General features: G+C 31.7%; 22 protein-coding genes. 14 read left to right on the top strand and 8 right to left on the bottom strand.

Translation table 11 applies throughout. The features are described from left to right. Nucleotides 1-14 precede the first annotated feature (14 nt). From hppD to BTO06_RS15360, 9 genes are all read left to right on the top strand, one after another. Complete coding sequence (hppD, locus tag BTO06_RS15400) at nt 15-1,175, top strand: 4-hydroxyphenylpyruvate dioxygenase (protein ID WP_100926153.1); 1,161 nt, start codon at nt 15-17, stop codon at nt 1,173-1,175. Nucleotides 1,176-1,252: 77 nt separating this feature from the next. Beyond that, a complete protein-coding gene (locus BTO06_RS15395) occupies nt 1,253-2,170 on the top strand; it encodes a tryptophan 2,3-dioxygenase family protein (protein WP_100926152.1) in 918 nt (305 codons plus the stop codon). Nucleotides 2,171-2,238: 68 nt separating this feature from the next. Next, the gene (locus tag BTO06_RS15390) at nt 2,239-3,015 is read left to right on the top strand and encodes a DUF3108 domain-containing protein (protein WP_100926151.1); all 777 of its coding nucleotides are present in this window, start codon (nt 2,239-2,241) and stop codon (nt 3,013-3,015) included. A gap of 83 nt (nt 3,016-3,098) precedes the next feature. Beyond that, a complete protein-coding gene (locus BTO06_RS15385; protein ID WP_232731474.1) occupies nt 3,099-4,421 on the top strand; it encodes a peptidoglycan DD-metalloendopeptidase family protein in 1,323 nt (440 codons plus the stop codon). A gap of 5 nt (nt 4,422-4,426) precedes the next feature. Continuing rightward, nucleotides 4,427-5,992, top strand: a complete 1,566-nt coding sequence (gene pgi / locus BTO06_RS15380; protein WP_100926150.1) for a glucose-6-phosphate isomerase — start codon at nt 4,427-4,429, stop codon at nt 5,990-5,992. A 223-nt stretch (nt 5,993-6,215) separates the two neighbouring features. Beyond that, nucleotides 6,216-8,978: a TonB-dependent receptor gene (locus BTO06_RS15375; RefSeq protein ID WP_100926149.1), complete on the top strand. Its 2,763-nt coding sequence runs from the start codon at nt 6,216-6,218 to the stop codon at nt 8,976-8,978. A gap of 121 nt (nt 8,979-9,099) precedes the next feature. Next, entirely contained in the window at nt 9,100-9,510 is a 411-nt protein-coding gene (locus BTO06_RS15370) for a hypothetical protein (protein WP_100926148.1), read from the top strand. Nucleotides 9,511-9,561: 51 nt separating this feature from the next. Further along, the gene (locus BTO06_RS15365) at nt 9,562-10,293 is read left to right on the top strand and encodes a lysophospholipid acyltransferase family protein (protein ID WP_100926147.1); all 732 of its coding nucleotides are present in this window, start codon (nt 9,562-9,564) and stop codon (nt 10,291-10,293) included. Between the two features lie 56 nt (nt 10,294-10,349). Continuing rightward, nucleotides 10,350-11,330: an acyl-ACP desaturase gene (locus BTO06_RS15360; protein ID WP_100926146.1), complete on the top strand. Its 981-nt coding sequence runs from the start codon at nt 10,350-10,352 to the stop codon at nt 11,328-11,330. A gap of 142 nt (nt 11,331-11,472) precedes the next feature. Here BTO06_RS15360 and BTO06_RS19020 read toward each other — a convergent pair whose 3' ends face one another. From BTO06_RS19020 to BTO06_RS15340, 4 genes are all read right to left on the bottom strand, one after another. Continuing rightward, nucleotides 11,473-11,583 (bottom strand): hypothetical protein, encoded by a 111-nt coding sequence (locus BTO06_RS19020; RefSeq protein WP_443081495.1) that lies wholly within the window; start codon nt 11,581-11,583, stop codon nt 11,473-11,475. A gap of 87 nt (nt 11,584-11,670) precedes the next feature. Beyond that, the gene (locus tag BTO06_RS15350) at nt 11,671-12,297 is read right to left on the bottom strand and encodes an acyloxyacyl hydrolase (protein ID WP_100926145.1); all 627 of its coding nucleotides are present in this window, start codon (nt 12,295-12,297) and stop codon (nt 11,671-11,673) included. Nucleotides 12,298-12,340: 43 nt separating this feature from the next. Further along, nucleotides 12,341-12,700, bottom strand: coding sequence for a hypothetical protein (locus BTO06_RS15345; RefSeq protein WP_100926144.1), 360 nt, complete (start codon nt 12,698-12,700; stop codon nt 12,341-12,343). Between the two features lie 44 nt (nt 12,701-12,744). Beyond that, on the bottom strand, nt 12,745-13,521 hold the full coding sequence (locus BTO06_RS15340) for an amidohydrolase (protein WP_100926143.1): 777 nt from the start codon (nt 13,519-13,521) through the stop codon (nt 12,745-12,747). A gap of 49 nt (nt 13,522-13,570) precedes the next feature. On the opposite strand from BTO06_RS15340, the gene BTO06_RS15335 reads away from it, so the two are divergent. After that, the gene (locus BTO06_RS15335) at nt 13,571-16,324 is read left to right on the top strand and encodes a PD-(D/E)XK nuclease family protein (RefSeq protein ID WP_100926142.1); all 2,754 of its coding nucleotides are present in this window, start codon (nt 13,571-13,573) and stop codon (nt 16,322-16,324) included. Here the strand turns inward: BTO06_RS15335 and BTO06_RS15330 are convergent. Together BTO06_RS15330 and BTO06_RS15325 are read right to left on the bottom strand one after the other, a co-directional pair. Further along, the gene (locus BTO06_RS15330; protein WP_100926141.1) at nt 16,305-16,871 is read right to left on the bottom strand and encodes a hypothetical protein; all 567 of its coding nucleotides are present in this window, start codon (nt 16,869-16,871) and stop codon (nt 16,305-16,307) included. The two genes, BTO06_RS15335 and BTO06_RS15330, sit on opposite strands and share 20 nt — an antisense overlap. Nucleotides 16,872-16,898: 27 nt before the next feature. Continuing rightward, nucleotides 16,899-17,429, bottom strand: a complete 531-nt coding sequence (locus tag BTO06_RS15325; protein ID WP_100926140.1) for a GNAT family N-acetyltransferase — start codon at nt 17,427-17,429, stop codon at nt 16,899-16,901. 147 nt (nt 17,430-17,576) lie between these two features. On the opposite strand from BTO06_RS15325, the gene BTO06_RS15320 reads away from it, so the two are divergent. The 4 genes from BTO06_RS15320 to BTO06_RS15305 are packed head-to-tail and all read left to right on the top strand — an operon-like array spanning nt 17,577 to nt 20,660. Continuing rightward, a complete protein-coding gene (locus tag BTO06_RS15320; protein WP_100926813.1) occupies nt 17,577-18,764 on the top strand; it encodes a phosphoglycerate kinase in 1,188 nt (395 codons plus the stop codon). A 22-nt stretch (nt 18,765-18,786) separates the two neighbouring features. Next, on the top strand, nt 18,787-19,263 hold the full coding sequence (locus BTO06_RS15315; protein WP_157811884.1) for a hypothetical protein: 477 nt from the start codon (nt 18,787-18,789) through the stop codon (nt 19,261-19,263). Continuing rightward, on the top strand, nt 19,260-20,300 hold the full coding sequence (locus tag BTO06_RS15310; RefSeq protein WP_100926138.1) for an NADP(H)-dependent aldo-keto reductase: 1,041 nt from the start codon (nt 19,260-19,262) through the stop codon (nt 20,298-20,300). The genes BTO06_RS15315 and BTO06_RS15310 overlap by 4 nt, the downstream gene beginning before the upstream one ends. A 39-nt stretch (nt 20,301-20,339) precedes the next feature. Continuing rightward, nucleotides 20,340-20,660: a c-type cytochrome gene (locus tag BTO06_RS15305; RefSeq protein ID WP_232731473.1), complete on the top strand. Its 321-nt coding sequence runs from the start codon at nt 20,340-20,342 to the stop codon at nt 20,658-20,660. A 33-nt stretch (nt 20,661-20,693) separates the two neighbouring features. Here BTO06_RS15305 and BTO06_RS15300 read toward each other — a convergent pair whose 3' ends face one another. Together BTO06_RS15300 and trpS are read right to left on the bottom strand one after the other, a co-directional pair. Next, the gene (locus tag BTO06_RS15300) at nt 20,694-22,124 is read right to left on the bottom strand and encodes a S41 family peptidase (RefSeq protein WP_100926137.1); all 1,431 of its coding nucleotides are present in this window, start codon (nt 22,122-22,124) and stop codon (nt 20,694-20,696) included. Between the two features lie 240 nt (nt 22,125-22,364). After that, a complete protein-coding gene (gene trpS / locus BTO06_RS15295; protein WP_100926811.1) occupies nt 22,365-23,333 on the bottom strand; it encodes a tryptophan--tRNA ligase in 969 nt (322 codons plus the stop codon). Nucleotides 23,334-23,444 lie beyond the last annotated feature (111 nt).

The raw sequence follows: 23,444 nt of genomic DNA, 5'->3' as shown, positions 1-23,444 counted from the left end.
AATTTAGAAAAGATATGTCAAAAGATATAAAATCAGTAAACTACGGTTTAGAAAAAATATTTGAAGGAGCTCAAGATTTCCTTCCACTTTTAGGAACAGATTACGTTGAATTTTACGTAGGAAATGCAAAACAAGCTGCACACTTCTATAAAACAGCTTTTGGATTTCAATCATTAGCATATAGAGGATTAGAAACTGGTTCAAAAGACGAAGTAAGCTACGTGTTAGTTCAAGACAAAATTCGTTTAGTTTTAACAACTCCATTAAACAGTAAGTCTCCAATTAATGATCATATTGTGAAGCATGGAGATGGTGTAAAAGTTGTTGCGCTATGGGTTGAAGATGCTCGTTCTGCTTGGGAAGAAACTACAAAAAGAGGTGCGAAATCATACATGGAACCAACTGTAATCACTGATGAAGATGGAGAGGTTGTCCGTTCTGGAATTTACACGTATGGAGAAACAGTTCACATGTTTGTAGAGCGTAAAAACTACAAAGGAACATTTATGCCAGGATTCATGGATTGGAAATCTGATTATAATCCACCTTCAGCTGGTTTAAAGTATATTGATCATATGGTAGGAAATGTTGGTTGGGGACAAATGAATAAATGGGTAAAATGGTACGAAGAAGTAATGGGATTCGAGAACTTCTTATCATTTGACGACAAACAAATCCATACAGAATACTCTGCATTAATGAGTAAAGTTATGAGTAATGGAAATGGACGTGTTAAATTCCCGATTAACGAACCAGCAAAAGCGGCGAAAAGATCTCAAATTGAAGAATATTTAGATTTTTATGAAGGTGAAGGAGTTCAGCATATAGCAGTTGCTACGGATGATATTATTAAAACAGTATCACAATTAAGAGCAAATGGTGTAGAGTTTTTACCTCCACCACCGCAATCATATTATGATATGATTCCTGAACGTTTAGGAGATCATATGGAAATCATGAAGGAAGATATATCAAAACTTCAGGATTTATCAATTTTAGTTGATGCAGACGAAGAAGGTTATTTATTACAAATTTTTACCAAACCAGTTGAAGACAGACCAACATTGTTCTTTGAAATTATTCAAAGAATGGGAGCAAGAGGATTTGGAGCAGGAAATTTCAAGGCCTTATTCGAGTCAATCGAAAGAGAACAACAGAGAAGAGGAACTTTATAAATATATATTATTGAAGTATCTTTAGAACCAAGAAAGAAAATAACTTTCTTGGTTCTTTTTATATGAACTATAGTAACATGAGCAGAGAAGAATTATTAAAAGCTATAGAAGAAAAGTATGATAAACTGGGAGTACCAGTAGAAGCCATGCTTGAAGGTTTATTATGGAGTAAGCCAATTACGTATTGGGATTATATCCAAACCGATGCTTTATTAGGATTACAAATTCCAAGAACAACAGAGCCTGATGAAATGGTATTTATCATGTATCATCAAGTAAACGAATTGTTGTTTAAAATGATACTTTGGGAAATAGATCAAGTGGCAAAAACTAATGAAATTACCTCTGAGAAATTTTCAAAACACTTAATGAGAATTAGTCGCTATTTTGATGTGTTATGCAGTTCGTTTGAAGTAATGGGTGAAGGAATGGATGTAGAACAATATTTGAAGTTTAGGAATACCTTAACGCCAGCAAGCGGTTTTCAAAGTGCTCAATATCGTAAAATTGAATTTGCTTCCACAGAATTAATAAACTTAATTGATGCTCGTTTTAGAGATACTATAGATCGTAATTCGTCATTTAAAAATGCATATGATCATTTGTACTGGCAAGCCGCGGGTAAAAATTACACAACAGGACAGAAAACAACCTTGTTAAAGTTATTTGAGAAAAAATACATGGGTGAGTTTATCGAGTTCATGGAAGACTATAATGATATAAATCTTTCTAAAAAATTCATGCAACTACCTAAAGAAATTCAGGAAGACGAGGTTTTGATAAAAGCTATGCGCCATTACGATTATACTGTAAATGTAAAATGGGTTTTGGCTCATTACAATGCCGCAGGTAAATATTTAGGAGGTGATAACAAAGATATAGAGGCCACAGGTGGCAGTAGTTGGCGTAAATATTTACATCCTAAATATCAAAAAAGAGTTTTCTTTCCATACTTATGGAGTCAAGAAGAGCTTGAAAGTTGGGGGACATTTTAAAGTTATATAATTGCTAATTTCTTTTTATGGAATAATAATTGTAATAGTTTTTTCATAAGTTTGAATTTATGAAGATAAAAATAGTCCTTTTACTATTAGTTGGTATTTCATTATCAGCTTTATCGCAAGAAACAATTCCAGCATTTCAACACGGAGAATGGCTGCGTTATCGAATGAGCTACAGTGGTTTTTTAAAAGCTGGTGAAGCGACGTTAGAATTGAGAGAAGAAATATTTCAGGATAAAAAAGTGTTACATGCAATCGGTAAAGGAAAAACTTCGAGTGTAATTGGTTGGTTTTTTAAGGTAAGAGATACCTATGAAAGTTATTTCGATCCCAATGATGTAAGGCCCTATTATTTTATTCGTGATATTGACGAAGGTGGCTATAAAAAGAAGAAGAATATTACTTTTGATCATGATAAAAATACGGCTCACGTAAAAGACTTATTAAAGAAGAAAGATACTGTAATTTCTGTTACAGGTCCGCAGGATATGATTTCTACGTTTTATTTTCTGAGAAGTTATAATACAAAGAATTTGAAAAAAGGTGATGAAATTTATGTAGACATGTTCTTTGATGAAAAACAATACCCTTTTAAATTATTATTCTTAGGTTTTGAAACTTTAAATACAAAGTTCGGGAAAGTAAAAACGCAAATGTTTAGACCGTTGGTTCAAGCAGGAAGAGTTTTTAAGGCTAAAGAAAGTGTAACTGTTTGGATAACTGCTGATGACAACAAAGTTCCTGTAAAAATGAGTGCGTCTTTATCAGTTGGTTCGTTAAGAGCTGAACTTGATGCTTTTAAAGGTTTGACAAATCCTTTCGAAATCGTTGTAGAATAAAAATCGTTACAGTTTGTTAAAGTCTTACCAGAAATTCCTTTAATTTGTACTTTTGTGGTTGGTTCAAATTAAAACACAATTCGTTGAAAACTACCTATTACGCTGCGATATTAATTGTTTGGTTATTAACTTTTTATTCTTGTAAAGAGGAGAAAATCCAAGAAACACCTCAAGAAGTTATGGTTGAAGTTAAACCGAAACCAGTAATTAAATATGGATTTAATTTCGATAAGTATAAAGTAATCAATGATACTATTAAGAGTGGTGAGAGTTTCGGGATAATATTAGATAGACATCATGTTTTTTATCCGAAAATTAATCAAATCAGTACTACTATAAAAGATACATTTGATGTAAGAAAAGTAAGAGCTGGTAAACCGTATACAATCTTAGCCACTAAAGATACCTTAGAAAAAGCACAAATTTTCATCTACAAACATAATCGAATTGAATCAACTATTATCAATTTTCAAGATTCAGTTATATCAGCATATAAGTATAAGAAGCAAGTAAAATTTGTGGAAAGAGAAATTGCAGGAAGAGTAATTGATAATTTTTCAAATGCAATCGATACGTTAGGTTATAGTCCAATTCTAGCTTATAAGGTAGCAGATATTTATTCTTGGACGGTTGATTTTTATAGACTTCAGAAAGACGATACTTTTAAATTAATATTCGAGCAAAAATTCATTGAAGATTCTATTCCTGTTGGTTATGGAAATATAAAAGCCGCGGTATTTAATCACAAAGGAAAGGAATTGTATGCTTACCATTATTTAGCCGATTCAATCAAAGGAATTCCTGAGTACTATGATGATGAAGCAGGTTTATTAAGAAGACAATTTTTAAAATCACCAATAAAATTTCGATACCGAATTTCTTCTCGATATAACTTAAGAAGGAGAATAAAATTATATGGCAATCGTGTTCGACCTCATAAAGGGACTGATTTTGCAGCACCGTATGGTACACCAATTATGACGACAGCTAGTGGTACAGTTGTAGAATCGGCAAGAAGAGGTGGAAATGGAAATTATGTAAAAGTAAGGCACAATGGAACTTACTCCACTCAGTATTTACATATGAAGAGAAGAAAAGTTCGAGTTGGAGATTTTGTTCAACAAGGTGATATAATTGGTTGGGTTGGATTGACAGGAAATACAAGTGGACCTCATGTGTGTTATCGATTCTGGAAAAATGGAAGACAAGTCGATCCTTTTAGAGAGAAGTTACCAACCGCAAAACCAATGGTAGATAGCTTACGTCCGAAATATTATGAATTTATAGCTCCATTGAAAAAACAGTTAGATAGTATTCCTTATCCTGAAATAGAAGCTGTATTAGAAGAAATTATAAAGGAGAAAGAAACTAATGAAGAATCCGAAGAAATAATTGCGAAACCGTAGTAAATATGACTCTTAAGAACATCAATCCAACACAAACTGTAGCTTGGAAGAAATTAACTCAACATTTTGAAGAAACTAAAGACTTAACATTAACTGAGCTTTTTAGTAATACTTCTAGAAAAGAAACTTTTACGATCTCTCAAAATGATTTAGAATTAGATTATTCTAAGAACAAGATTACCGCTGAAACAATGGATTTGTTAAATGAGTTAGCAAATGAAGTTGAGTTAAGTGATGCAATTGAAAAGTATTTTTCAGGAGCAAAAATTAATGATACTGAAGGCAGGGCGGTTCTACATACTGCATTAAGGAGTAATTCGGAAGAAGAAGTTATTATTGACGGAAGAGATATAAAACCTAAGATTCAGACTGCGCTTCGAAAAATTCGAGCGTTTAGCAATAAAGTAATCTCGGGAAAATGGAAGGGCTACACAGGGAAGTCAATTACAGATATTGTAAATATAGGAATTGGAGGATCAGACCTTGGTCCAGATATGGTTGTTGAATCATTAAAATATTATAGAAATAAATTAAATGTACATTTTGTTTCAAATGTAGATGGTGATCATGTTTCTGAAGTAATCAGAGATCTGAATCCCGAAACCACTTTATTTATAATCGTTTCAAAAACATTCACAACTCAGGAAACTATCAGCAATGCAAATACAATTAAAGACTGGTTTTTAAGATCGGGTTCTATTTTCGATGTTGCAAAACACTTCGTTGCAGTATCAACAAATTTAAATGCTGTTTATGATTTTGGTATAGATAAAAACAATGTTTTTCCTATGTGGGATTGGGTTGGTGGACGTTTTTCATTATGGTCAGCCGTTGGATTATCAATTAGTTTAGCTGTTGGTTTTGAGAACTTTCGTGAATTATTAGATGGTGCAGAAGAGATGGACGTGCATTTCAGAAACACTGATTTTAATAAGAACATCCCAGTTGTACTTGCACTATTAAGTGTGTGGTATAATAATTTTTATAAAGCTGAAACCGAAGCAATATTACCCTATACACAATATTTATCAAAACTACCAGATTACTTGCAACAGGCAGTTATGGAAAGTAATGGAAAAAGTGTGGATAGAAATGGTAATTTCGTAAATTATCAAACAGGAACAATTGTTTGGGGTAGCACAGGAACTAATATGCAACATGCATTTATGCAACTTGTACACCAGGGAACAAAATTAATTCCAGCTGATTTTATTGGTTATAAAAAATCTTTACACGGATTAACCAATCATCATAAAAAGTTAATGGCCAATTATAATGCCCAAATGGAAGCATTAGCTTTCGGTAAGTCCGCAGAAGAGGTTCACTTAGAATTAAAAACGGCAGGAGACTTCGATAAAATCAATCAGTTACTGTCATATAAAGTGTTTAAAGGGAATAGACCTAGCAATGCTATTCTTTTTGATGAATTAACACCAAAATCTTTAGGAAAGTTAATAGCAATGTACGAACACAAAATATTTGTACAAGGTATCATATGGAATATCTATTCTTATGACCAGTTTGGAGTAGAATTGGGAAAAGAGTTAGCGAGAAAAATTCTATCTTCTTAAAAGAATCTTAAGAAAATACTAAAGGCTTTTAACCTGCCTAATTATGATCGCTATCTTCGGATGGAGATTTTTTATTGAAAAATAACTATCTTACTTAAAATTTTGTCATTATTTTAAGGATTGCTGAACTCTTAAAAATCTATTAAACTTAACATTTAGTTAACGTTTCTGACTCTGAAATAATAGAATTTTGCTTGGTTTTTAATAACAATAAAATAGGACAATGAAAAAAATCACAAATTTATTACTAGTAGCGTTATTTTTTGTTTCTGCTACAGTATTAGCCCAAACTCAAATTTCGGGTTCTGTTGTTGATGAAACAGGGGAGCCACTTCCTGGTGCATCGGTAGTTGAGAAGGCAACTACAAATGGTACATCAACAAACTTCGACGGAGAATTTAAATTAAATGTCAAGGGTACTTCAGGTACTTTAGTAGTTTCTTTTGTTGGTTACAAAGACAAACAAGTTGCATTTAACGGTGCAGGTAACGTAGGTACTATTCAATTACAACCTAGTGATAATGTATTAGAAGAGGTTGTTATTAAAGGATTAATTGATGTTGCAAAAGATAGAGAAACTCCAGTAGCGGTTTCTACAATTAAAGCTGCTGAAATCCAAGAAAAATTAGGATCTCAAGAATTTCCAGAGATTTTAAACACAACTCCATCTGTTTACGCAACTAAGTCTGGTGGAGGATTTGGAGATGCAAGAATAAATATTCGTGGTTTCTCTCAGGAGAATATCGCTGTATTAATTAACGGGGTTCCTGTTAATGATATGGAGAATGGTCGTGTATTCTGGTCTAACTGGGCTGGTTTATCTGACGTAACTACTGCGATGCAAGTTCAGAGAGGTTTAGGATCTTCTAAATTAGCTATTTCTTCTGTAGGTGGAACAATTAACATTATCACGAAAACTACAGATAAGAAAGAAGGTGGATCTGTTTTAGCTTCTTATGGAAATGATAATTATTTGAAAACATTAGCTACTTACTCAACTGGTAAAAACGAAAATGGTTTTGCAGCTTCTTTCTTATTCAGTAGAACTGCTGGAGACGGATATGTAAATGGAACTGAATTTGAGGGATATAACTATTTCGTAGGGTTAGGATGGGAAATTAATGAAGATCACGATTTACAGTTTATGTTGACTGGTGCTCCTCAAACTCATAACCAAAGAACTACAAGTTTCTTTAACATGGCTACTTTAGCAGATTACAGAAGATTAGGTAACAGATATAACTACAACCACGGTTTCTTAAATGGTGAGCAATTCAACTGGAGAAAGAACTTTTATCACAAGCCAGTTACATCTTTAAACTGGAACTGGGATATCGATGAAGAATCTTCTTTATCTGCTTCTGCTTACGTTTCTTTTGGACGTGGGGGAGGAACTGGAGATATCGGACGCTTAGGAGGTAACTTCGCTAGTTCAAGTAGATTTAGAGATCCAAGTACAGGTTTAGTATTATGGGATGAAATCGCTAACTCTAACTCAGGACAAGGTGGTACTTTCAGTAACGGATTTACGTATAACAACGTTGTTGATCCAAGTACTGGATTATACATTGTAAATGATGATGAATTAAGATCAACAGATATTCCTGCTGGATTAGAAAGAAGAAACGGAGCGATTCGTCGAGCTTCTATTAACTCTCACAACTGGTATGGTTTATTAGCTAACTATAACAGAAAGTTAAATGACGAATTTACTTTAGATTTTGGAGTAGATGTACGTTCTTATACTGGAATTCACTATAGAAGAATTGATAACTTATTAGGAGCTGATGGATACCGCGATAACGATAATATTAACCAACCTTTAAATGTATTAACTACGGAGTATTCTTCTGATTTATCAAGCTTATGGAATGTATTTAAAAGTACTGATGATGAGGAAAAAATCAACTACCATAATGATGGAAATGTACGTTGGTTCGGAGGATTTACTCAGTTAGAATATAACAATGGAGAAGGAATAACTGCATTCCTTCAAGGAGGTTTGTCTAATCAAGGATTTCAAAGAGTTGATTATTTTAACTATTTAGATACTGATCCAGCACAAACGACAGAATGGGTGAATTTATGGGGTGGAAACATAAAAGGAGGAATTAACTGGAACATTAATGAAGAGCACAATGTTTTCGCTAATGGAGGTTACTACTCTAAACAACCTTTCTTTGATGCTGTTTTCTTAAACTTTAGAAACGATATTAATGAAGCTGTTACAAACGAAAAAGTTTTAGGTCTTGAATTAGGATACGGATTCAAAACTGAGCGTTTTAATTTGAATGCCAACCTTTATAGAACTCAGTGGAAAGACAGATTTGTTACCGCTGGATTTGAAAATCAAACTACGGGAGATAGAGGAACAGCTCAATTAAACGGTGTGACTCAAACTCACATGGGAGTTGAATTAGAGTCTACTTATAAAATTACTGAGGATGTAACTTTATTTGGTATGGTATCTATTAACGACTGGGAGTTTAGTGGTACTGCAACAGGTAACGCTTTTGATAATGATAACCAAACTCAAATTGGATCAGTGAATGTAAACTTAGATGGTGTTAAAGTTGGAGATGCTGCGCAATCTACAGCCAGATTAGGAGTTGAAATTAGACCGTGGAAAGGATTTAAAGTAGATTATTCTCAACGTTTTGTTGATAGATTATACTCAGCTTTCACATTAGAAGATTCTTTTAGTAGTGGAATCGACGGAGTTGCTGAACCTGCAATTAAATTACCAGGTTATGCCTTATCTGATTTAGGATTCTCTTATAAGTGGAACTTCAATGAAGAAACTAACGAGTCAGTTAGCTTCCGTTTAAACATCAATAACTTGTTTGATGAGGAGTATATCGCAGAATCTAGAACTAACATTGCTGCTGAGCCAGGAGATGAAACTTTCAGAGGAGTTAATACTAGAAATAAAGTATTCTTTGGATTCGGAACTACTTGGAATTTCTCAGTAAGATATAGTTTCTAATTATTTAATTAGAACAGAATATAAAAAAGACCACCTTTGTCCTGAATTTATTTCAGGATATAAGGTGGTTTTTTTATGTCTAAAATCAGTATTTTTGTTGGATATAAACTAACAAATCATGATGAAAGTTATCCATTCTTATTGGGCCTATATTGTATTAGCTGTTTTAATTTATGCAGTTATTAATGCAGTTATTGGTTTAGTAAAGAAAAAAGAATTTACTCATAAAGATTTCCGCTTAGGACTGTTCACTTTAATTACAACTCATATTCAACTATTAATTGGTTTAGGTTGGTATTTTATGTCACCATGGTACAAATCAATGAAAGCAAGTGGAATTGATAGTTCAAATAGATTATTGGCAGTTGAGCATCCAATTATGATGATTCTTGCAATTGTATTAATTACCATGGGATGGTCAAAACATAAAAAGAAAGTTAAAAGTGAATCAAAGTTTAAAACTTTTGCTTTGTTCTACGGTCTAGGATTGGTGTTTATTTTATCACGAATACCTTGGTCTAACTGGCTCTAAAGTATAATATTTTTATTCCCGCTTTGCTGCGGGAATCTTATTTTTTTAAAAATGAAAATTATAAGTTATCTGTTATCTACAGTATTTGCCATTGTCTTTTTTATCATATTACTAATCTTCCATCCTATACAATGGATAGGATTAAAGTTAGGTGGTCAGGAGGGTCATCAGAAAGTAGTCAATATTATGAATTGGTTTCTTGTAAAGTCACTTTTGATTTTAGGAATTCCAGTGAGAGTTAAGAACAAATATGATATCCCAGAAAATCAAACAGTTATTTTTGTTTCAAACCATCAAAGTATGTTTGATATTCCTCCAATCATTTGGTTTTTCAGGAAACATTGTCCTAAATTTGTATCTAAAGTTGAGTTGGGTAAAGGTATTCCAAGTATTTCATTCAACTTAAAGTATGGAGGAGCTGCGTTAATTGACAGAAAAGATAAGAAACAGGCAATAGCAGAAATGATTAATTTCTCAAAAAGAATTAAAGAAAACAATTGGTCTGCAACAATATTTCCTGAAGGAACAAGAAGTAGAAACGGAAAACCTAAGAGTTTTGCTTCAAATGGGCTTAAAATGCTAGTTAAATACAATCCGGAAGCATATGTAGTTCCTTTAAGCATAAACAACTCTTGGAAAGTATTTAAGTATGGTAAATTTCCATTAGGAATTGGAAGTCCAATAACAATTGAAACTCACGAACCTATAAAGGTTAATGGCATCTCGTTTGAAGATTTATTAAAAAAAGTAGAATTAACTGTTAAGTCTGGAATTGCGGAATAAAGAAAAGGTACAACAAACAACAAACAATTAACTAATATTAATCCCGTAACAGACATATGTCAATACACAATATAAGAAAAGAAGTGATGAAAACCTTGGAAAGTAAAATCCATGGTTTTGTTGATGATTTTTTAATTCCAATTGAAAAAATTTGGCAGCCAACCGACTTTCTCCCAAATTCACAAAGTGAAAACTTTATTGAAGAAGTAAAAGAAATTCAAGAAATTTCTAAGGAGTTAGACGATGATTTTTGGACTGTTTTAATTGGTGATACAATTACAGAAGAAGCTTTACCAACATACGAATCTTGGTTAATGGAATTAGACGGAGTTGAACAAGATCCTGAGAACGGATGGTCGAAATGGGTAAGAGCTTGGACGGCTGAAGAAAACCGTCATGGAGACGTTTTAAATAAATATTTGTATTTATCTGGTAGAGTAAATATGAGAGAAGTTGAAATTTCTACGCAGCATTTAATTGCGGATGGATTTGATATTGGAACTTCTACTGATCCATATAAAAACTTCGTATACACAAGTTTCCAGGAATTAGCTACGTATGTTTCCCATAATAATGTAGCAAAAATAGCTCGTAAGAAAGGACATAAATTACTAGCAAGAATGTCTAAGATTATTGCAGGAGATGAAATGAGACATCATAAGGCTTATACTGCTTTTGTGAGTGAGATTTTCAAAATTGATCCTAGTGAAATGATGTTGGCTTTTGAAAAAATGATGAGGCATAAAATTGTTATGCCAGCAATGCATTTACGTGAGTCTTTCAATGCAAAAGGAAGTTTATTTGATGATTTTTCAACTGTTGCACAACGAATCGGAGTTTACACTGGATTTGATTACGTAGATATTTTGAAAAAGTTGAATGAAACTTGGGAAATAGATAAAATTACTGGTTTAACAGCAGAAGCGGAAAAAGCTAGAGATTATTTAATGAAACTTCCAGATAGAATGTATCGAATTACAGAACGTATTGTAATTCCTGATACAAAGTTTAATTTTAAATGGATGATACCAGCATAAAAAAAAGCAACCTAATTTAGGTTGCTTTTTTATTGTTTTAAACTGAAAGAGAAACTTCAATATTATCATCAATTTGAAGTTTTAATTTTTGACGAATCGAAGCTTTTATAGGGAGTAAATATGTAGCGTGCTTTGTGTCATACTAAATTGCAGTTTCCCATGCTAAATCTTGAATTTTAGATGTTGTTTTTAATCTTCCCCAGTCTTCTTCCATCCATTGGTTTTGCGTTCTAATTTCTTTTGTAACAGAGATAGGTAAAGAAATAAAATGCCAGCCGCCTGTAGTTGCATGTTTCCATAGATTTCCTGAAAACTTATATGATTTTAGAACTTATAACTATTATAAATTAAACGAGATTCCGGTTTCTATCCCAGCACTATTATGTCCACTATTTGGGAAGGCAAAATCTAAGTTTGAATTATGTCGCAAAGTAAAACGAAAGTCAAATCGTAGTTTTTGTTTTGAATATGAAAACCCTAGCCCTAGAATGTCGGAGAAAGCGAATCCCTTTTTCAAACGTTCAGTATCATCTCCGGAAATCATTGGCCCTACACTTCCTTGTATATAAGTGCTGAAATTTTTCAAAATGTTATATCTAACTATAATACCTAGATTTAAGGCATACTCATTAAATCTTCTTTTTTGAGTAAATAGTGCCCTTAATTCAAGATAATTTGGGGTTGAAGGACGAATAAACTGTTCATTTAACAACTGATATTTTACAAAATAAATACTAGGTTCAATAGTTAGTTCGTAGTTCCATCTTTTATTGTCAGACAGTAAGTAGTTTATTTGAAACTTAAAGAATTCATTTTTGTAAGCATAATCAGGATCGTTTAAAATAATATTATCTTGATTCGCCTGCCCGTAGTTTAAACCAATCCAAAATTTATCGTTACTTTCTTGGGATAAAACTTGATGAGTAATCATCATTAAAAACAAGAATAAGGAATAGTTTCTATTCATGAAAGTTACTAAGCCTTTGTTGCAGAGCTTTTGTTTTATAGGATTACATTCCGAATACTCTCATTGTACCATTTTCAATGTTTAATAATGAAACTCCATCGTAATAAGAATTTATACTACCATTAGAGTCAGTTACGTCGACCTCTAAAAAATCATTTATGTCTTTAGGTTTAAAAACAAAATAACCAAAGTCTTCACTAAACTTAAATTTATATGGTGTTTTTAAATTTTCAGTAAGTTTTCCATTTAAAACCATACTAAATTCAACAGGCTTTTTAGATGAAATTTTTATTGTTTTCTCCTTATTTATAAAAGGCTTGTCGCTATTTAAATTAGATTTACAAGACCAAAAACTTAAAGAAATTATTAATGTAAAGAATACTAAAATAATTATTTTTTTCATGTTTTTTTTATAATTTTTTAAGATTGCTAAGATAGTAAAATTGATTAGACAAGTTTGAACTTGTCTTTATCCTTCAGGAATCCAAGTTTATTTCTAATTTCACCTTGAGACTCTTTTTCTATCTGAACAGAAATAGTTTCCTGACGTTCGTTCTGTTCTTGAGATAATGGATTTCCTAAACAATCAAAAAGTATAGAATGACCAACATAATCGTAATTATTACCGTCCTTACCTATTCTATTTACACCTATTGTATAACTCATATTTTCAATAGCTCTGGCTTTTAATAATGTATCCCAAGCATTAATTCTTTTTTCTGGCCAACTTGCTACGTAAATCAACAAATCATAATCTTCCACATTTCTTGCCCAAACAGGAAAACGTAAATCGTAACAAATAAGCGGGCAAATTTTCCAACCTTTGTATTCTACAATTAATTTATTTGAACCTGAGTTATAAGTTTCATGCTCTTTGGCTAAAGTGAAAGTGTGTTTTTTATCATAGTATTGAAGTTCACCTGAAGGAAAAACAAAAAAGAGACGGTTGTAAAAATTCTTATTTTCTGAAATGATTACACTTCCTACTACTGCACTTTGTTTTTTTATTGCTGTTTCTCGCATCCAGTTTACAGTTTTTCCATTCATTTCTTCGGCGAGTTCTTTTGCATTCATTGAAAATCCAGTAGTAAACATTTCAGGTAAAACAATCAGGTCCAAATCATTACTTATTTTATCTATTTGTTCGGTAAAATAGTTAATGTTTTCTTGGACATTTTCCCAGGATAAATCTGCCTGTAATAAAGAAATATGTAGTGTATTCATTTGATTTGATTCTAAACCAAAAATAACATAATTATTGTACTTTAGATCTATGAAAACATTTATTCAGGAGACAATTGAAGACATTTTAAAAACAACAAATAGTTTCGAAAATGTCACATTTATTTTGCCGTCTAATCGTGCAGGTGTTTTTGTAAAACAAGCATTTAAAGAATCGCAAATAACTGGGTTTTTACCTGAAATAATAAATATTGAAGAATTCACTCAGAAGGTTTCGGGAATACGAAAAATAGATAGTATTCAGCTTTTATTTTACTTCTACAAAATTTACAAAGAACAAGAAGTTAATCCTGATTCATTTGATGCATTTGCTTCATGGGCTTTTACGGTAATTCAAGACTTTAATGAGATTGATCAGCATTTGGTAAATACAGAAGATGTATTTGTGTATATCAGAGATATTCAGCGTTTAAAAAATTGGTCTGTAAAAGGAACTATCCAAGAAACAGAATTGATGAAAAATCACTTTGCTTTCATGGAGAAGTTGAATGAATATTACAATGCTTTGTATGCGTTTTTATTAGAGAATAAAATTGGTTATCAGGGATGTATGTATCGAGAAGCAACCAAAAATATTCATCAGTTTTTAGAAAATAATAGTTCGAAAAAATTCTATTTCATTGGTTTTAATGCACTTAACAAAGCAGAAGAATTCTTATTGAAAGAAATGCTTATTCAAGGAAATACCGAAGTTTACTGGGATATAGATGAAACATTTTTGAATTCAACTCATCAAGCGGGGAATTTTATTAGAAAGTATCTGAGTTCATGGAAGTATTACGAAAAGGAGGAATTAAAAATGCCGAGTAATTACTTCAATGGAAATAAGAACATCCAATTAATAGGTGCTGCAAAGAATATTTCTCAAATGAAATATGTGGGCGAGTTATTATCAGATATGGAAAACCACAACAATACAGCTCTGGTTTTGTCTGATGAAACCTTGTTACCAATTTCGTTAAATTCTCTTCCAGAAAGTGTTTCTTCCATCAATATAACAATGGGATATCCGTTGAAAGATATTCCCCTGACAAGTTTGTTTTTATCTATCTTTCAATTGTTTATTTCTCAAGAAAAATTACAAAAAAAGGGGAGTAAAGAATTTTATTATAAAGATGTAATTAAAGTAATGAAACAACCATTATTACATCGATTATTAATAGTGAATGAAATTTCTGTTTCAGATGAAATTACTTCTGCAATTCACAACAACAATCATACTTTTGTAAGTAAAGAATTTATAGATAGATTTTTACAAAAAACAGAAAGTTCGGTTCAAGAATTAGTTGGAAGTCTTTTTTTAAATAGTAATGACGTAAGAGGGTTTTTAAATAAAATTATTGCACTTATTGATCAACTAAAAGCAATAGTTTCTGGTTTAGAAAAAGAATTTTTATTTCGTTACTACACCGCTTTTATGCAATTAAATAATTTGCAAAAAGAATTTGGTTACTTTTCAGATTTGAAGACGTTATATCAGTTTTTTAAACAATTAATTACTTCAGAAACCATTTCTTTCCAAGGAGAACCATTAGCTGGATTGCAGTTAATGGGAATGTTAGAAACTCGTTTGTTAGATTTTGAAACGGTAATATTAACTTCCGTAAATGAAGGTATTCTTCCAGGAAATTCAAAACAAACCTCTTTTATTCCGTTTGATGTAAAAGTTCAATTCGGATTGCCAACGTATCGTGAAAAAGATGCAATTTTCTCTTATCACTTTTTTAGGTTATTACAGAGAGCAAAAAATATTTATCTAGTTTATAACACTGAAAGTGATTCTTTTGGAGGTGGAGAGAAAAGTAGATTTATAGGACAACTTGAGTTGTTAAAGAAAAATATTACCAGTCGATTTATAAGTCCGAAAGTAACGACGAATGCCGAATTCAAAAAAGAAATACAAAAAAACGAGGCGGTTTTACTAAAACTTAAAGAACTAGCCAAGAAGGGAATTTCTCCTTCGGCATTAACGAATTATTTATATAATCCGATTGCTTTCTATCAACAAAAAGTTCTAAAAATTAAGGAGTTTGATGAAATTGAGGAAGAAGTTGCTTTTAATACTTTAGGAACTGTAGTTCACGAAACATTAAGAGAATTATACGAACCTTATTTAGGAAAATTCATTCAGTTGGAAAATGTGAAGGAAATGAAACCTAAAATTAAGGAATTTGTTCTTCGAAACTTTGCCATTCATTTTAAAAATGGAGATGTTTCTACAGGTAAAAACCGATTGATTTTTGAGGTGGCAACTCGTTTCGTTAGTAATTTCTTAAATCAAGAAATAGATTTATTAAAAGATGAATCGAATGAATTGAAAATTCTCGGAATAGAAAAAGATTACGAAGCTTATATTCACATTGATGAAATTGATTTTCCAATTAAAATTCATGGACAGGTTGATAGAATTGATCAATTAAATGGTGTTGCCAGAATTATTGATTATAAAACCGGAAGTGTAAAACCTTCAGATTTGAAGGTTCCGTTTTTAGAAGAAATCCGTGATTTTAAATACAGTAAAGCTATTCAGGTGTTATTATATGCATTTATGTATCTGGAAAGTGAAAACATTAATGAAAATGCTGAGATGCAGGCAGGAATAGTTTCCTTTAAAAAGTTACAATCAGGATTTATGAAACTTAATTTTTCAGAGAAGTTTAGAGGTGAAGATTTTAATGTAACACCAGAAAGAGTGTACGCTTTTATTGATGAGATGAAAATTCTTATAAGAGAGATTTACAATCAGGAAATTGATTTTGTAGAACCTAGTGAGTTGCCTTTTTAGTTTTTCTACCGATAAACAAACCAATCAAAAATATACTTAAAGGATAGAAATAAGACCATGAAAACAAATTAAAATTATATAAGTTTATTGTTTCTGGAAATTTTGCATCTAATTTTTCCTGATCAGGTTTATAGTTGCTTTTTTCACTAGAATTATATTCATTAATAGTTCGAGAGCACAGCCAAGTTGTTGGTGTAGTATAAACTCCTAAGATCGATTTATTCTCAGCGTAAACCAGATAATTTTGATTTATATTGGTAAAGTTAAATCCACAACTATTTCCATCTTGATATATTGTAATATATTTCTTTCTTGAGCCTTTCCATTTTTTTTCAATTTCAAAAGTCGCAGACCAGTGTGTAGTATGCTTTTGGTTCGGTGCTTCAGGATATGATTCATTGAAGAGTTCTTTTACTTCAATTAATCTTCCAACAAAGATTTCATCAGCCCATTCTACAGCTTGGTTAAATGGAATTGGTTCACAACTACAAGCGAAAGTTCGTAAAGTTGAGAATAATAAAATAGTTAATAGGTGAAATTTTTTCATTGTGCATTTTTGTTTAAAAATAACAAATTAAATTTCCATCGCAACAATTTTCCAAACCTGGTTATTAGCAGGATATTCAGAAATAGTTTTAAATCCTATAGCCTTATGAGCATTTATCGAGCGAATGTTTTCAGCATCGATTTCGGTTATAATACTAGAATACTTTTCGGTAAAAACAGCACTCATTTTTTCATATAAACTTCGGAAGATTCCTTTACCACGATGTTCTTTATCCACACAAACCTGCCCCATAATGATAAAATTCTGATCAATGTTTAACTTTTCCAATTCTGTAAACATAGGAATTAAAGCAGGAATGGAATCTTTAAAAACGGTTGACATTGATAAAGCATATCCAACAACTTTATCGTTGTATTTTGCAATAATATGTGGATGAATTTCATGCATTTGAAAAAGCGTTTCAAAATCATGTTCAACAGTAACAAAACCTTCTTGCTTTTTTTCTTCATCACTTAAAACTTTAGGCAAGTTTTTCTGTTGCAACCCCAATATTTGATGAAGCTCAGTTTCAGTAGAAGTTTGTGTGAAAATTAGCATTAGGTGTAGCAATAAGTTGAACAGATTTTTTGCAAACGTTTTCGTTATAAAAATAACGAAATATGCTTTTTTAATCGCGTTTTTTCTAATTTAGAATAATTATTTTTGCTAGAAATCAAAAAAGCAAACTTCTTAAAAACCGAAGCAATGAAGACAATCAACGATTTTAATTTTAAAGATAAAAAAGCATTAATCCGTGTAGATTTTAATGTGCCGTTAAACGATGAATTTCTAGTAACGGATGATACCAGAATCCAATCAGCAAAACCAACTATTATTAAAATATTAGAAGATGGTGGAAGCTGTGTATTAATGTCTCATTTAGGTCGTCCAAAAGGAGTTGATGAAAAATTCTCTTTACAGCATATTGTTGATAAGGTAAGCGAAGTAATTGGTGTACAAGTAAAGTTCGTAAACGATTGTGTTGGAGCTAGTGTTGAAGAAGCAGTAGCTGGATTACAAAACGGTGAGATTTTATTATTAGAAAATTTACGTTTTCACGGTGAAGAAAAAGCAGGAGGTGTTGCCTTTGCAGAACAACTTTCAAAGTTAGGAGATGTGTATGTAAATGATGCTTTTGGAACTGCTCATAGAGCTCATGCATCAACAGCAGTAATTGCACAATTTTTTCCAAAAAACAAATGTTTTGGGTCTTTATTAGCGAAAGAAATTGAAAGTATAGATAAAGTATTAAACAACTCTGAAAAGCCTGTAACTGCAATTTTAGGAGGAGCAAAAGTATCTTCTAAAATTGGTGTGATTGAAAATATTATTGAGAAAGTAGATCATATTATTGTTGGTGGAGGAATGACGTTCACATTTGTAAAAGCCTTAGGTGGATCAATTGGAAATTCTTTAGTTGAAGAAGATAAGTTACAGTTAGCTTTAGATATTTTAAAAATTGCGAAAGAGAAAAATACTGAAATTCACTTACCAGTAGATGCTGTTATTGCGGATAATTTTGCAAACGATGCAAATACACAAAAAGTGAATACTAATGAAATTCCTGATGGTTGGATGGGATTAGATGTTGGACCAGAAACATCTAAAAAGTTTGCAGAAGTTTTAGCGAACTCTAAAACCATTTTATGGAATGGACCTTTAGGAGTTTTTGAAATGGAGAACTTTGCAAAAGGAACAATTGAACTAGGAAATGCAATTGACGCAGCAACTAAAAACGGAGCGTTCTCTTTAGTTGGAGGAGGAGATTCTGTAGCAGCGGTAAAACAATTTGGATTTGCAGATAAAGTAAGTTATGTGTCAACTGGTGGAGGAGCTATGTTAGAAAGCTTAGAAGGAAAAACCTTACCAGGAATTGATGCTATTTTAAACTAATAGGAATCAACCGATGAGGAAAGTGTCGATTTTTATTTTCATAATAGCGTTATTTAACTGCTGTGAAGTAAAAAAAGAAGTCGATATCAAAGGGAACTGGAGCTTTTTAAAAAGGAATAAAGAAGTTGTAGAAGGAGCTGAATGGGATTATGAGGAATGGTTTGTAACAAAAAATCGTATTTATAGATTTTCATATTATTTAGGTGAACGGATTCCTGTTTATTATAAAATAGAAAATGGTAATTTATACGTGAATGTTTCGACCAATGAAAAGTATTCTATTAAGGACTTACAAGGTCAAATAAATCAGACGGAAAAAGGTAAATTTATTTTAATAAACCCATCTTCTATAGAATTTAATAGAATAGAGAATAGTGAATATAAATTATCTGATTTTCTTTATAATGAGGGAAATTCAAATGAACGATTAAAAATAGATAATACTTATACTCAACATTTTTTTAATCGTTTTAATTCAATAACTAAAAGAAATAAATGAAATATACAACGTTACCAAATACTGATGTAAAAGTTTCTAAAATATGTTTAGGAACTATGACATGGGGAAATCAAAATACAGAAGCAGAGGGTTTCGAACAAATGGATTACGCTTTAGAACAAGGTGTAAACTTTTTTGACACGGCAGAATTATATTCTGTTCCTGCAACACCAGAAACGTATGGTGCAACAGAAAAAATTATTGGAAACTGGTTTAAGAAAACTGGAAATAGAGAGAAGGTAGTTTTAGCTTCTAAAATTGCTGGAGGTGGAGCGTATACTGCTCATATTAGATCAGGAGGATTAACAGGTCAAAATATTATTGAAGCTGTTGAAGGAAGTTTAAAGCGTTTACAAACAGATTATATCGATTTATATCAATTGCACTGGCCGAACAGAGGTGTAAATTGTTTTGGTGTTAGAGATTATCCATACAAAACGTCAACAAAAGAAGCAGAAGATCATATTGAGATTTTAGAAACACTTCAGGAATTAATTAAACAAGGAAAGATAAAACACGTTGGATTATCAAATGAAACTCCTTGGGGAACGATGAAGTATTTACAAGCTGCTGAACAGAAAGGATTACCAAGAATGGCAACAATCCAAAATTCATATTCATTAATCCACCGTGGTTATGAATATGGGATGTCAGAAGTTTCAATGCGTGAAAATATTGGATTATTAGCGTATTCTCCATTAGCACAAGGAGTACTTTCTGGAAAGTATTTAGATGGTGGTCAGCCAAAAGGAGCAAGAGGAACATTATTCCCTCGTTTTATTGCTCGTTATATGGGCGACGGATCTCAAGAAGCAGTTCGAGCATATTTAGCAATTGCTGAGAAACACGGATTGACGTTGTCTGAATTATCATTAGCGTATATCAATCAATTACCATTTGTAACAAGTAACATTATTGGCGCTACAAAAATGGATCAATTAAAGGAGAATATCGGTTCTATTAACATCGATTTATCTGAAGAGATTTTAGAGGAAATCGAAGCTGTACATACAGCAAGACCGAATCCGGCGCCATAGTTTTAATTTGAGTATAAAAAAAAAATATTCTCATCATACATGGTAGTATTCATAACTATCATGATGATGCTTTTTTATTCTTTGTTGTTTTCAAATTCTAATAACGAACTATTAGAGTGCGGTGTTGTAGACACAATAGATAAAATTAGTAAAGATAAAAGAGAGGGAAGAAAGCTTTTTAATGCAAATTGTGCTTCTTGTCATAAATTGGACAAACATATGATTGGACCAGCATTGAGAAATATAAATTTGGATTCACTTTCTTTAAAGAAGTATTTGAATTCTGAGCGACATAGTCAGAGGTATCCACAGTTAACCACTGAACAGCAACATGAAATTTTAAAATATACTAAGGACTAAAAAACCGAAGCCTTTGACTTCGGTTTTATTAGTTTATTGTTTCTTCAAAAGTTCAATGGTTTGATCAACCCAACTTTTTATGTTATTTAGATAATGATTTGGAGCAATGCCAATCACTTCATACGCGCGTTGTTTTTTATATCTACTTGATGTACAGGTTAAGGTAAAGTTATAACAGGGCGTGTATACCGCTCCAACTTCTCCATAGCCAACATATCCTCCAGAATTTTCACCAACTAAAATTGTTTTTGAGCTTTGTTGTGCTAAGAACAACAACGCTTCACAAGAACTAACACAATTTTTATTATATAGAATTGCTACTTTTTGTACAGCGTTCGATTTATAATTTTTACTTATTTTTTCGCCTTTAGAAACAGACATGAATGAATTTAATCGTGCTTTTTTCATTTTCTTTAATCGTTTTGCAAACCACTTCACACGATCTTCACTAAAATTAATAGTATCTTCTTTCGCGTTTGTATACCATCTTTCCCAAATTTTAATATTGTCTTTTGTAATGTATAAATCTACTTTGTCGGTTTTAATTTTGTTAGTATAAATAAACTCTAATAATGGGTCTACATTAGCATCACTTCCACCACCATTATTGCGAACATCAATTATCAAATAAGGTTTTGTTCTGATTGTGTTGAATGATGCATCGTATAGTGAATCTATCTTTGCACTTCTTCCTCCAGAGAACGTCGGAATTTTCAAATAAGCAATGCTATCGTTTACTGTTTTAAAATCAAACTTATAGGAAACATCCGTAGCATGATTGACTTGTTTTTCAAGTGAGGTTTTAAACCAGAAATCACCTAAAACTCCTTCTTTTAAAGAGAATCTACTATCATATTCTAGAGCATGATTTTTAAGATATGAAATCGCTTGAAATTCATGTTGAACCTCCGTCTTTTTAAGTTCAAATTTTACCTGTCCCGCTTTCCAAAGTTTAGTTTTAGATTCCAGAATAACACCAACATAATCTCTAAGAGCTGTTTTATTGGGAATAACCGCAATTTTGTAGGCTCCTTTTATTTCATAAATACCTCTAATATCATCTAATGGATATTGGTTTTGATCAATTTGATCTTCAGGAATTAGTTCTCTTGAAGTAAATGTTTTTGATGCTAAAAATTGCTGTACTTGCTCTTCATTTGAATCATCAATATTTTCACTTCGCATGTAAATAGAAGAATGATTATCTCTGAAAAACTCAACGAATTGTAAAGTTAATTTATAGCAATCGCTTTTCGTTTCAGCTTTTTCTGCTTCGGTTTTTAAACTAGTTTTTAAAGAAGCGTATGTATCTTTTGTTTTGGAATTTACATTGTCTTTAAACCCTGGAAGATTGTTTTCGTAATAAGTAATTATAAAATCTAAATCTTTAGAACATTTACATGCCTCTTGCGAAAAAGAATAATTGCTAATGAATAGTAGTAAAAGGATAATTGTATTCTTCATTGTTGATTTTTTAAAAGACAACTATAAATTTAAGATGTTAGAGATTAAAGAGTGTTTTGAACATCTGGCGTCTTTTATGCGAAACTAATTTATGACTTTTAGAAGAATTTGATCTAATCGGTTTTCCGAATGTTTAGCTTTTTATTCTAAATGATCACTTCTTGAAAAAGAAAAACACCTACGAATTCAGTTTTTAAAGAATACACAGGTGTTAATATATTTTAGATTTTTAGTCTGAAACTAGTAACCCACTTTAGCACGAACGCGTTGTAAAACATCTTGAGCTACTTTTCTAGCTTTTTCTGCTCCAATGGCTAAAGCTTCGTCAATCTCATTTTTGTTTTCCATATAATGGTTATACTTTGCTCTAACATCAGCAAATTTCTCTATAATTAACTCATATAAAGCTTGCTTAGCATGTCCATAACCATAGTTTCCTCCTTCGTAATTTGTTCGCATTTCAGCAATTTGCTCTTCAGAACCTAATAACTTGTATAGAGCAAAAACATTATCAGTATCTGGGTTTTTTGGTTCTTCTAACGGAGTACTATCCGTTTGAATTTTCATAATTTGCTTACGTAACTTTTTGTCTGGTAAAAAGATATTGATTACGTTATCACGAGATTTACTCATTTTTTCTCCATCAATTCCAGGAACTAATTGTGTGTGTTCTTGAATTTTTGCTTGAGGCGGAACTAAAGTTTCACCTACAACATTATTCAATCTTTCAGCAACATCTCTAGTCATTTCTAAATGCTGTAATTGATCTTTTCCAACAGGAACTATTTCTGCATCGTATAATAAAATATCAGCAGCCATTAACATTGGATACGTAAATAAACCAGCATTAACATCCTCTAAACGGTCTGCTTTATCTTTAAAACTATGTGCAAGTTTTAACCTGTTATATGGAAAAAAACAATTCAAATACCATGTCAATTCAGTAACTTCAGGAATATCACTCTGACGATAAAAAACTGTTTTATTCACATCAATACCACAAGCTAACCAAGTAGCAGCTGTACTGTAAGTGTTTTCACGTAATTGATTTCCGTCTTTAATTTGAGTTAAAGAGTGCATATCTGCAATAAATAAAAACGATTCGTTTTCTGGCTTATTTGCCATTTTTATAGCAGGTAAAATAGCACCTAATAAATTTCCTAAGTGTGGAGTTCCTGTACTTTGTACACCAGTTAAGATCCTAGACATTGTATTTTTTACTTTATAAGTTTTTTCAAAATAAGCTTTTGAAACTTGTTGATTTTTTGCGAAAACAAAAGTAACGTTTAAATCTATCAAACAAAAGAAATTACTACATTA

The sequence above is a fragment of the Tenacibaculum sp. SZ-18 genome, assembly GCF_002813915.1.
Lineage (GTDB): Bacteria > Bacteroidota > Bacteroidia > Flavobacteriales > Flavobacteriaceae > Polaribacter.
This window is presented reverse-complemented; position numbering and strand designations above follow the sequence as displayed.